The organism is Amedibacillus sp. YH-ame10, assembly GCF_053848885.1.
Map to the genome: position 1 here is coordinate 1 of NZ_JBSPFA010000009.1, position 13,908 is coordinate 13,908.

The following is a 13,908-nucleotide window of genomic DNA, read 5'->3' on the forward strand; positions in this document are numbered from 1 at the left end:
AAGGCGATTCAACAAGTCGTAAAGAACAAAGGAACAAATGGGGTAGACAAGATGTCAACCATGGACCTAAAGAACGTTATGACGAGTGAATATCGAGAACAGTTAAAAGAAGAGATACGCACAAGAACATACAAGCCAAAACCAGTGAAGCGAGTAGAAATACCAAAAGCAACTGGAGGGAAACGTATGTTGGGGATACCAACAGTGATAGATAGAATGGTACAACAAGCGATATCACAAATACTAACACCGATATATGAAGAGCAGTTTAGTGAAACAAGTTACGGATTTCGACCAATGAGAAGTGCGCATATGGCAATCGAAAAAGCATTGGAGTACATGAATCAATATCGAGAATGGATAGTAGATATTGACCTAGAGAAATTCTTTGACAAAGTGAATCATGATAAGTTAATACAGATTGTATCAGATACCATAAAAGATGGAGATGTTATATCGCTTATACGAAAATATCTACAAAGTGGAATCATGATAAACGAAGAATATAAGGAATCAGTAATAGGAACACCCCAAGGCGGAAATCTATCTCCGCTACTAGGGAACATTATACTAGATAAACTTGATAAGGAACTAGAGAGTAGAGGACTCCCATTTGTGAGATACGCAGATGACTGTTTAATCTTCGTAGGAACAGAGAAAGCTGCAAATAGAGTGATGAAAAATGTCACTTATTTTCTAGAGAAAGAACTGCGCTTGAAAGTGAATGTCACAAAGAGCAAAGTAAGAAGACCAGAAGATACAAATTATCTAGGCTTCAACTTCTATAAAGAAAAGCAACTCTATTTATACAAAGCAAAACCAAGCAAACAAGCAATACAACGATTAAGAGAGAAAATCAAAACCATAACATTAAGAAGTAATGCGATGAGTATGGATGAAAGACTCACAAGATTGAAGTATTTGTTTAGAGGATGGTTTAATTACTTCAAAATAGGAAGTATTAAAGTGCTATGTAAGAGAACGGATGAATATGTACGAAATCGATTACGAATATGTATATGGAAACAATGGAAGAAAATCAAAACAAAATATAACGCACTAAAGAAATTAGGAATAAGTAAAAGCAAAGCATGGGAATGGGCGAACACGCGAAAAGGGTATGCCAGAGTAGCAAGTTCATTCATCATGTGTAGAGCGGTTCCTAATAAAGTTCTAGAGAAAAGAGGATTCCTAGCAATGGAAACCCTCTATCGAAACAATTCTATATAAAATATGCTGAACCGCCGTATACGGAACCGTACGTACGGTGGTGTGAGAGGACGATAAATAAAATAATTATTTATCTCCTACTCGATTACAACAAATTAAGGAATCATAGTTTTAGGCAGTAAAAATTCCACTAAAACATCTAAATATACATGAAATATGCCTAATTTTACAAGGATACCAAGAAAATTAGTAAAAGTATTGTAAAATAAATGGGTCATATACAGATGCGTTATATTTTCCTTATGGAACGAATTTTTGTTATAATATGAGTAAGAAAATACAAAACAGTATTCATATTATTATCAAATAGGGGGATGAGATATGAGGAAAATAGCTATATGTGATGATCAAAAAGAAATTGCTAGCTTTATCGAAGATGTATGTCGAAAATATTATCATCAAAAGGATATGGTATCCATATCTTATTTTGAGTCTGGAGAGGCATTGTTGAATAGTGAGCAACACTTCGATGCTATGTTCTTGGATGTCGAGTTAGAACATCTCAATGGAATAGAGACTGGATTCGAGATTAGAAAAACAGATCACGACGTTTTGATTATTATGATTTCAGCGCATGAAAAGTATAAAATGGATGCATATCCACTACACGTTTTTAATTTTTTAGATAAACCCTTTACAGAAAGAGCAATTTTCGAAGTGTTAGAAAAAGTAGAAGAGTATTGCGATAAGAAAAAAGAGCATATATTTGTTTCATTTAAAATGAAAGAGGGGGCAATGAGTTTTGATATTTCCGATATACTATATTTTGAATCAACCAATCGGAAAATTCAATTAGTGACAAAAAAAGAGACCTATCAATTTTATGGAACGATAGGAGAGTTATCAGAGCGTATGAAACAATATGGGTTTGGCATTCCACATGCATCTTTTATTGTTAACTTTTCACAAGTACAAACTATGAAAACCAAAGAAATAGTCCTACATACTGGTCACACGATTCCCATGACAAAGTATAAAGCAAAAGAGTTTAGAGAATCCTATACAATATTTTTAAAAAACCAAATAAGAAAGTTGAAGGTATAAATGTTGGAAACTACAATGATAGTAATAACCTTGACTGTAACAAATTTCATTACAAATTTAATTATATTTAACTTCTTTTCTATCAAATATAAAAAAAGGTATGAGGGCAGTTTCTCGATTCTGTTCTTATTATGTGCGACAATTTTTATGGTAGTAGTGAATCTAATGCATAATGCAACCTTTAATTTGTTAGCTTATCTTATGATTTTTATACTATTGAACTATGTCGTATTTGAATTGAAAAATCCAAAAGATATACTGCTTAATATATCATTCTTTTTAGTTGTATTTTTATTACTTGATACCTTAAGCTACATCCTTTTAGAAGCTATTTTCAGTTTTAAAGAAAATGCTAATTCTTTTTTTGTAACGAATCTTAAGATGGTTACAGCATCCTTAATGCAATTTGTTGCATATAATATTCTAAAAAATTTCGTTCTTAAAAAAGAAATACATACGTTATCGAAAAAAGATTTGTTTTCATATTTTTTTGTATCTATATCTAGTATTTTGGTAACATATTTATTCACGCTATTTAGTGATGATGTAAATGGGAACATAAAGCTTTTTTTCTTTACAGTGGTATTGGGATTCATGCTTATTAACATTTGGTATATTAAAACATTAGAGGCTCTTTCTCAAAAGAATGAACTAGAAAAGTCATTGTATGTGATGAGCGAAAAATCAAGAATGCTATTCCAGCATTATCATTCCCTAGAAGAAAAAGAAGAACAAACTAGAAGAATTCTCCATGATATAAAAAATCATTTACAGGTATTAGAAAAGGCAGTTCAAGAAACAGGCGTAGAAGAAAAAGAATACTTAAACGAAGTCAAAAATACAATCGATCAACTAACAACGAAAGTAATTATCGATAGAAAAATTTTAAATATATTATTTATAGAAAAAATTGAAGAAGCTTCCAAGTATAAAATTGAAATCAGATTTCATATTGATCACGTTGATACAAGTTTCATTAAAGATTTTGATATTATTACTATTTTTTCAAACATCTTAGATAATGCAATTGATGCGGTCAAAGAAGTGCCTGAAAAAGATAGACTCATTGATATTAATATAAGAAAAGTTTATGATTTCTTATTGATATGTGAGATGAATCCTTGTATGAATACATTGCAGAAAAATAAAGGAAAAATACTTACAAATAAGAAGGGACACTCAGGTTTAGGGTTACAGAATATAGAGCAAGTCCTAAAAAACTACGATGCTAATATGGTTGTTGAAATTGATGAGGATTTAATGTTTAGCAACACCATCATGTTTACAATGTAATGAAATATGTCTAATTATACATGAAAAACGCCTAATTTTACATGGTCACAATTTTAAACATAGTTATATTGCTATACTTTTGTCATGAAAAGGGAGAAAAATATACTATGGAAATAAAGAAGAATGTGATGAATGTAATAAAAAAAGGTGCAGAAAGAAATTTAAAACAAGCAGCAAATGCAAAATGTATTTGGTTTTGTTATGAACCCAAAGCACCTAAGAATCTAACAAAGTTCAAACGTAAAAAGTAATGAACATTGTCATAAACAAAATACTGCAATATATGCATAAGAATCATCTTGTGGAAGATGAAGATATCGAGCTATACCAATATGGTATATACTTGATGTTTTTAAAACTTATGCATTATTGCAGTATTCTTGCTTTAGGTTTTTTGCTTGGAAGAGTATGGGAACTACTTATCTTTTTATTGTGTTATACGCTCTTACGTTCCTATACGGGAGGATATCATGCGAAACATGAATTTACGTGTTTACTAATATCTATAGCAATGATACTATGCATACATTTAACAATAGATAGACTATCCAATGTAGTAATCTTTGGTATCGTATTGTTAAGCGTTGCGTTTATCTTATTGTTTGCTCCTCATCCAACAAAGGAAAAAATAATAGAAGAAGATGAAATGAAACGAAACCATAAAGTTTCGATTATTCTAACCGCTCTATTATTCCTTGCGTTTATTACAACATTCTTATACAACCTTACAGGATTATATTATTCGATAGGCTATAGTTTATTTTATTCTTCTTTTTATCTTGTCTTAGCAAAAGGCATGAGTGTGAAAGGGAGAGAAACAAATGAATAGAATTTTATTTACATGTAAATATTTTAAAATAAGAGTAAGGGAAGTACTAATTGCAGTGTTAGTGCTTATTTTACTCTTTTTTGGATTAAACGCATGTCAAAACAATGAAGTCGAAAAAGAAAAAGAAAAAAAGAAAGAAGAAAAGATTGAAAACATTTGTACATTTACAAATGAAAACATCAATATTTTAAATCAGTTAATGAGTAGAGTAGACCTATGCAGTGAAGACTGGTTTAAAGACCTCAATGACTACATCACTAGATTAGAAGATCAAAATAAATACCTTGAAAAGAAAAACAAGAAAGAATTTGAGACAGTATTGAGCTATCAAAAGGAATTTCTTAAAGATTTGGAAGGCTTTAAGGATAATCAAGATGATACAACGATTGATAAAATGGAAAAGTCTTTTAAGGAATATAAGAAATTATATGATGGTAAGTGCATGAAAGGTGAAAAAGGGAAGTAAACATGAAAAAGAATATACATAGATTTTGGAATAAAAACTGGAGAAAACTAGCAGCTAGTTTTTTTACTGCAATCATGATCTTTCAAGCGATGTCTGGAGCAATGGATGTTGCTGCTTATGAAATTGGAAAGGTGAAACTTGCAGATACAAAAGGAAAATTTTATGGGAGAAATATCAATGATACCAATTTGTCAAAAAACAAAGGGGTATCAAGTGATGAAAAAGAAATTCTGAAAAAAGAACCGGCTCTCAACATTGCAAATGAGAAATATGATTCTAGCTACGAAGAAAAAGAGAAGAGAACAGAAAGTAGCAAAACATATAAGTTACCAGATGGAACTTATGTACAAGAAACATTTTTTGAACCAGTACATAAGAAAGAGGGAAAACAATTTGTAGATATTGATAATACGTTAGAAAATGTAGCTAAAACAAGAAGTAACCCTATATATGAAAATAAAGATGGACTGTATACTTTTAGTATACATGATACAAAAGCTTCAATAAAAAACGCCTCTGAAAAAGAGTTGCAAATCACTAATGACAGTGCAAATTTATCCACATATACAACGAAGGAAAATGTTATTTTATATAGTGAAGCATACAATAATATTGATATGGAATATCGTTTGCATGGAAATTCAGTATCTACAAATTTCTATGTAAACGGTTTTACAACTACTGAAGAAATAATGTTTAAAATCAATAAAGGAGACCTAAATGTTAAGGATGAAGTAGATGCATTAACTTTTTCCAATAATAAGGATGAAGTAGTATTTAGCTATACAAAACCGATCATGTATGATGCAAACAATGTGGCAAAAGCACCAGGTTTTTCTTACAAAGAACAAGATGAAGAAATCATAGTTTCATTATCTTTAGAAACAGAATGGACTAATGCTATTGATCGTGTTTATCCAATAACGATGAGTACAAGGACAGCAGATGAGAGCATTAAATTATCCGTTGAATCCTCGTATAATCGATCCTTATATCCAACTACAACGAGTCAATATTACGATTTGTTTGTAGGTTACGAAAATGGAATGATTTCAGGATTGGGGTATCCAATTGGAGTTACAAGAACATATATTCATATTGCACCAATAAGCATTGGTAACAATAAAAAAATTGTTGAAGCAACGCTAAACTTGACAAAAAAACTTTCTTATTCAAATCAGTGGAATACAATTGAAATTGGTAAAACAACAGGTTATGTGGATCCATCCTCAATTAATTGGAACAATAAACCTAGTGTATCACCAGTTTCTACAACAGATATCGGTTCGAGTGAAGGAATTAAATCTTTGGATGTAACTTCTTACATTACTGATATCTATAAAGGAGTGAATAACACAATCGAGTTAAAGGCAACTAACGAATCTGCATCTTATTTGCCTAATGTTTTTCTCGGGGAAAGTAGTGCGACTGATCGTCCTTCCATCACTATTAAGTATAGGGATGATTTCGATGTGGATCCAAATCTTCCAATTGATATATTTGATACTGAAATGCGAATATTTTCTATCCTAAATAAAGGATTTGAAGCCTTTAGCTTTGATGGTGTTGCAAAACCCGATTCACAAATGTTGTTTGAATTAGTAGAAAAAGGAAAAGACAAGGTAATCAAAACTGAAACATCAAAAGGTAATGTAAATAAATATTTTATCGATCCAATTTATATTACAAATCACATTGCAGATACGCAAAGTTACCCTAAAGATAAAGTGAATTATACGACTGAATATATTTATAAAGACAGTATTCTTGAGTTTGATAAGCCTTATGAATATATTGTAAGAACAAAAATAGGCTCTAACATAAGCACAAAGGAATTTAGGACAGACGCGTTTATTAAATATAAAGTTAAAGCTGGAGATAACTTGAAAAATATTGCAAGTTATTATGGGATTCCTATTGATGCAATCAAAATTGATAATAACCTAGCTACAAATACTATTAAAGAAGACGATATTTTATTACTGCGATTTTATAAAAATAATGATAAAGTTAGTTCTGATGTCTATACACCACCTGTAAGAACTATAGAGTATAAGGCAAAATATGTTGATCGTGGGGCAAACTGTGTAGGTGGAATTTGTCCTGTCATTGATCCTGTTAATTCGACTACTGGAAATTACTATTATGAAGGAACAGATTTTACCATAAAGGCTGCAGAAGAATTTAATTTTACAAGGTATTATAATTCTACGGGACCACAGTTTTCCAATATGTTTGGGAATGGTTTTACAACATCAATAGAAAGTTATATTTCTTATGATAAAAATGGAAATATGTTATATTTTGCAGGAGATGGTAGAATTTATGAGTTTGAAAAAGATGGTGCTAATTTTAAAGCTAAACAAGGAGATAAAATAGAAGTATCTAAATCTGGAGAAGTTGTAGTGATTAAAGATTTAAATGAATCAACAACTTACCAATTTGATGTATATGGATATTTAGATCAAATCATCACGAAAGAAGGTATTATAACTAAGATTAATTATGATACTTATGGATTGATAACATCTATTAAAGTTGGTGAAAGAACCATTACACTTTTATATAATGATAATAAATTAGTAAAAGAGATTACATTACCAAGCAATAAAAAAGTACAGTATAAATATGATGATAAAAGAAACTTAATTGAGTTTATAGACGCAAATAGTAACTCTAAAAAATATACCTATGATAAGAATAATTACCTAACCTCTATCATTGATAAAAATAATAATACTGTAACTCAAAATACATATGATGGTGAAGGTAGGGTTACTAAACAAATCGATGGAAATGGAAATACATCAACACTTACTTATGGAGATCACAAGACAACTATTAAAAAAGGCGATGGTAGCGTGGAAGAATATACTTTTGATAGTAATTATGATACTTTAGCTATAACTCAAGATGGTGTAATTACATCGGCATATACATACGATTCTTACCGTAATATTACTTCGATGACCAATGAAGATGGTAACGTTACAAAATATACATATGACAAAACAAATTTGTTAAAAACAGAGTATCCAGATGGGACCTACGAAGAATATAGATATGATGCATTAGGAAACGTTATATATGAAAAAGAACGTGATGGAAAAGTAACTAATAAAACATACACAGGTAGCGATCTCACTTCAACAAAAGACAATCAAAATAATGAAATTGTATATACCTATGATGATAAACGTAGGGTTTTAACTGAGGTTAATCAATTGGGTGTAAGTAAATCATATTCTTATACAGGTAATATGATTGCTTCTATCACCTATGACAATGGATTAATAGAAAATTTTGAGTATGATTCAGATGGAAATACATTGAAAGAGAGTGATAATCAAGGAAAGATTACCACATATGTTTATAATTCCAATAATCAAATGACACAAAAGAATTATCATGATGGTACTAATGAACAATGGGGATATGATGGTAATGGAAATATCGCAAAATATAAAGATCGTATAGGCGGAATAACAAATAATAAATATGATAAAAATAATAACTTACTGAGTTCTACAAAAGGTAACTTGATAGTGCAAAGCACTTATAATGAAATTAATCAGGTAGTCACAGAAACGGATGAACAAGGACTTACAAAATCATATACTTATGATATTTATGGTAGAACTTCAACAGAAACCGATGTTTATGGAAATACAATATCTTACGAATATGATGGAGAAGGAAATGTAATAAAAACAATAGACACTTATGGTAATGAAGAAATAAAAGAATACCAAAATAGTAATGTTGTTAAAGAGATATCGAAAGAAGGGCTCATTACCACATATAAATATGATGAAATGAATCGAGAAATCGAAAAGAAAAATCCAAATGGGTCAATCGAAACAAAAACATATAAAAATCTGTTACTTATAAATGAAGTAGATGCTAAAGGAACAAGTATTGATCACGAATATGATGAATATGGTCGTGAAATTAAAACCACCTCAACATATAGTGATGGTGTTGTTTTAACAGTGGAAAATGCATATGATAAGTATGGAAATGTAGTTGTAACAAAAGAAAATGGAGCTATTACAAAAAATATATATGATGTGTATGGTCAATTATGTACAACAATAGATGCATTAGGTAATGTTTCTTCAAAAGAATATGATTTTGATGGAAATGTGATAAAGGAAACAGATGCATTAGGAAATAGTGCTATTACTAAATATGATGGCTTACAAAATGTTTTGTCCGTTACAGATAAAAATGGCAACACAGAAACAAAAGCATATAATACACTAGGACAATTGATAAGTGAAACTGATGCATTAGGATGTATAAAAACATATTTTTATAATGAAAAAGGGCAAGTCACAGAAAGTAAAGATTCATATAATCGCAAAACAGAATATAAATATGATGAATTTGGAAATATGGTAGAGGTAATTATTGAAGGAAAAACGATTGAAAAGAAGGAATATGATTCATATGGACGAGAAATATACAATGAGACATTAGAATCTATTACATCTTCAAAATATGATGACTTTGATCGCGTGATCGAAAAAACGAATGAACTAACTGGATTAACAACATTTATGGTGTTTGATCAGTATGGCAATACTATAGAAGAAAAAGATAGTGAAGGATTATCAACGACTTATGAGTATGATAATGATAATCGTAAGATAAAAGCAATTGATGCATATGAACGTGAAGAGACATATATTTACAATGTTCGTGATCAAATAATAAAAACGAATGCTTTTGATGGTACTATTACTACTTCAACTTTTGATGCAAAAGGAAATGTGATAGAAAGTAAAGATGGACTAGGGAAAGAGACAATAAATACATATGATGTGATGGGACGTCTTATTGAGGTGAAACAGGGAGATAAGATCATTGAAAATGTTTATGATAAGAATGGCAAGATAATAGAAGTTATCAATCATAGTAATGGCACTTCCACGAAAAAGGTTTATGATAAAAATGGAAATACAATTGAAACGATTGATGCATTAGGTAATTCATCAAAAACAGGGTATGATGCAAAAAATCAAGCAATTTCATCAACAGATGCAAACGGAAACACATCAACTAAAGAATATGATGCTTATGGAAATGTCATAAAAGAAACCAACGCTTCAGGTAATACAAGACAGACAAAATTTAATGAAGTTGGTCTTAAAGAAATGGATGTGGATGAAAGAGGGTTTGTAAATACTTATGAATATAATGATGATTTATTATTAGTAAAAGTAATCGATTCAAGGAATTACAATACAACTTTAGAATATAATGATAGAAAACAAAAAATAAAAGAAACTAATGCTAATGGTGGAGTAACAGAATATGAGTATGATAGTTATGGTAGAGAAATAAAAACGACTAGCCCAAATGGAAAGGTAAATGTAAAAGAATATGATTCATTGGGAAGTATCATCAAAGAAGTTGATGGAAAAAAGACTACCATTCATGAATATGATACACTTGGTCGTTTAACTGAAACAAAAATAAATAATGTAGTACAAGTTAAAAATGTATATAATGAATTTAATCAAATTATTAAAAGTTATGATGCGAATAAAAACGAATCAATTTTCAAATATAATGATGACAATAAAGTTATTTATTCTAATGAAAAAGGTTTTGTTAGTACAAAAGAATATGATATAGATGGAAACATTATCAAACAGATTGATAATAAAAAGCTGATAACAGAAAATACATATGATGCGAACAACAATCTCTTGCAAGTAAAGGTTAATGGGAATGTAAAAACAACAAAAGACTACGATGCAAATGGAAATGAAATAAAGGTTATCGATAATGGAGCAGAAATTAGAAAGAAGTTTGACCAAGAAAATAGACTAGTTCAAGTTGAAGTACCTTCTGCTAATAAATCAGGAGAATTTATTGTGTATCAAAGTGTCGTATACGATGAGGCAGGCAACGTCCTGAAAAAGATAGATGCAAATGGTTGTTTTGAAGAAAAGAAATATGATGCTAATAATAACACCGTTGAAGAAATAAATAAAAATGGTTTTAAAACATTGTATGAGTTTGATGGATTAAATAATGTTTTGAAAGTTCAAAATCATAAGGATCGCTATGTTAACTATACATATGATAAAGCAAACAATGTAACATCAAAAAACATAAATAATAAATATGCTGAATATACATATGATTTGGAAGGTAACTTAGTAGCAGAGAAAAATGAAAATGGGTATACAAGTAAATATTCATATGATAACTTCAATCGTAAAACAGAACAAATCAAGCCAGATGGAAATACTATCATTTATAAATATGATAATCTAGGTAATAAACTATCAGAAAACAAGAATATTTTTACATACGATGCAAGAGGAAATGTGTTAACATCTACAAACGAAGAAGGTACGATCAAAAATGTATATGATGCATTTAACAATAAAGTAGAAACTGTTGATACTAACGGTAAAAAAGTTAAGAATACTTTCAGCGATGATAACAAACTAATTCAAAAGGAATATGCAGGGATAGAAATAAAATATTCATATAATGAAAAAGGAGCCTTAGAAAAAGTTCTGAAAGATGACAAATTAATATCTAAATACGAGTATAATGAAAGAAATGAAATTACGCGTAAAACCCAAAATGATATTATCACACAAAAAACATATGATGATATGGGAAGAATCGCAACTCAAACTGTATCTAAAAATAACAATGTGATTGCAAATACAGCGTATACTTATGATGCTAATGATAACATTGTAAAAGAAATCATCGACGGTAAAGAAAACACATATGTATATGATGGTTATGATGAGTTGGTAGAAAGTCATAAATATATAAATGGTAAAAAGGTAGATACTACATATAAACAAGATCTATTTGGTAATCAAGTAAGTAGTTCTTCAAATGATGGGAAGAAAACATATAAATATAATGAAAAAGGCCAAGTAGCCACTATAGATACAAAAGAAGGAATTATAAAATATAGTTATAACGATAATGGGAATGTGTCCAAAAAAGTGAATGAAGATGGAAGAATTGATATTTACACATATGATGATCTTGATCAGTTGATTAAATTAGAACAAGGACAATTTACTTACGAATATACTTATGATGCAGAAAAAGAAAGGATTCAACAAGTAATTACAGACACAAAAGACTATCACTATGATCAATGGTATAATTATAGCGAACCACTAGACGTTGTTGGAAATTTAGAAATAGAAGATACATTTAAAAATCTAAGAGAACAAGCAAAGAAGAAACAACATAATCAAAATGTGTGTACAAGTGTATTAAGCGATAGTTATGATGTAACTTATTTTAAAGAACCAGAAGTTATTGATTATACAGTGGATAGAAGTATGGAGTATAGTGAAGTATTACAAGCAGAAGACACAATCCATGTGTATGGAGATACTTTATTACAGACTGATGAAGTAAATATCGTTAGTGGACTTAATAATAGCATTATTGCAAAAGTAGATGATACTAATATTAAGAAAATCAACTACAGTGATTACGGAGCAACAAATGATATTACGTCAGGAAATGGCTATAATGGAGAAATGTTAGATGAAAGTGGTCTAATTTATTTAAGGGCGAGGTATTATGATCCAAGCGTATCTAGATTTGTACAAATCGATAATAATTACAGCGGTGAAAAAGAACAAGTTGCATCACAGAACAAATATGTATATACTTTAAGTAACCCATATAAATATGTAGATAAGGATGGAAATAAAGCAACTACATGCCCACCAGTGGGAGTGGGAACAGCGTCGGGAGTTGCAAGCGCTCTAAATTATCTAACTATGAGTGATAAGGATTTTAAGAAATGGTTAGCAAAAAAACCAATATGGGAAAGACCAACTTATATTACTAATAGAATAGTGTTCCAAGCGGACATGAAAAAAGCACAACAAAACAAACCTAAGCCAACAACCAGCGGAAGTGGAAAAAATACAGCAATCGGAAATAGTGGTGGAAGTTCCCAAAATAAAATTGTGAAAGCTAGAATTGAGGTAATCTGTCCTGAAAAAAACAGGCAAAAGACCAATGATAGAAAAGTTCATACTTATTTCAAATTTTCTTATGATTTACCTACTGTTAATCAAAATTATGGTGTGTTTATTTTGAAAATTGGTAAAAGTGTACTTTCAAAATTTTATATGACAGGTCATGAAGCAAGTAAATTTGAAAACGCAGGATTTACATTAAACAATAAATTTGATTTGGGTTTCGATATAAGTTTGGATTCTGTTCAGACGCTGTTAGGTAATTTTGGAGGAAGTTTAAGTTTTGGTAGCTGGGGAAGTATGAATTTTTCGATAAATACAAAATGTGGTGATACATCCTTTGCTGCTAAATATACTTATCAAACAATTAATGTATTTGCGAACGATACTGTAGAAGTAAGTGCCACATATAAAGTTAACGAAAATATTTCTGTAAAAAACTATTTTAGTATAGGACTTAACAAATATTTAGCCGCTGTATTGATAGTTGGAGCCGTTGTCGCTTTCCCTGCTATAGCATCATCCTTCGCCACTGCAGGACCGTTGTTAGCGGAATATGCTACAGGTTTAGCAACTGGAGAAGTAATTAAAAATTTTGCTTAATTTTAAGAGGAATGAAGTAATAGAAAAATGTCAAATTGTATTGGTATAGTCTCAAAAGTGCACCAAGAAAATTTCTTCACATTTCTTTATAGAATAAATGTAAAGAAATATAAATTGTTATGGTACTTTTTCTTGACATAGTACCACCATATAAAGCAAATTAATAAGATTTTCAGTTAGGCCTTTACTTTTATTACAATGCAGAAGGAGGTATTTGAGAATTCAATATGAATTTTTATATGGAAGTAACCTTTAAAATATGATGTTTTGTGAAGAAACGCAGAGGCTTTTGAGATTATTAATCAAAAATAAAAGCATATAAAGTATATAGTTACATTTGAAGGAGATAAAAATAAATATAAAACAACTCCATCATTCTAGTGTGTATATTTGAATTTGAAAAACTGGTCAGCACGATAAATAGTGATTATTTTGCAAGTAAAAAAGTTAGA

General features: G+C 29.9%; 7 protein-coding genes. All 7 read left to right on the forward strand.

What is annotated here, in order from left to right; genetic code table 11:
* Positions 1–1,230 (forward strand): group II intron reverse transcriptase/maturase (gene ltrA / locus ACWG42_RS05095; RefSeq protein ID WP_455790558.1); only part of this gene is annotated, 1,230 nt, incomplete at its 5' end.
* A gap of 321 nt (positions 1,231–1,551) precedes the next feature.
* Entirely contained in the window at positions 1,552–2,274 is a 723-nt protein-coding gene (locus tag ACWG42_RS05100) for a LytR/AlgR family response regulator transcription factor (protein WP_455790559.1), read from the forward strand.
* Positions 2,275–2,421: 147 nt separating this feature from the next.
* On the forward strand, positions 2,422–3,567 hold the full coding sequence (locus ACWG42_RS05105) for a sensor histidine kinase (protein WP_455790560.1): 1,146 nt from the start codon (positions 2,422–2,424) through the stop codon (positions 3,565–3,567).
* Positions 3,568–3,674: 107 nt separating this feature from the next.
* Positions 3,675–3,818, forward strand: coding sequence for a cyclic lactone autoinducer peptide (locus ACWG42_RS05110; RefSeq protein ID WP_455790561.1), 144 nt, complete (start codon positions 3,675–3,677; stop codon positions 3,816–3,818).
* A complete protein-coding gene (locus tag ACWG42_RS05115; RefSeq protein WP_455790562.1) occupies positions 3,818–4,396 on the forward strand; it encodes an accessory gene regulator ArgB-like protein in 579 nt (192 codons plus the stop codon). Before ACWG42_RS05110 ends, ACWG42_RS05115 begins: the two co-directional genes overlap by 1 nt.
* A complete protein-coding gene (locus tag ACWG42_RS05120) occupies positions 4,389–4,862 on the forward strand; it encodes a hypothetical protein (RefSeq protein ID WP_455790563.1) in 474 nt (157 codons plus the stop codon). The genes ACWG42_RS05115 and ACWG42_RS05120 overlap by 8 nt, the downstream gene beginning before the upstream one ends.
* Before the next feature lie 2 nt (positions 4,863–4,864).
* A complete protein-coding gene (locus ACWG42_RS05125; RefSeq protein ID WP_455790564.1) occupies positions 4,865–13,456 on the forward strand; it encodes a DUF6531 domain-containing protein in 8,592 nt (2,863 codons plus the stop codon).
* The last annotated feature ends 452 nt before the right edge of the window (positions 13,457–13,908 follow it).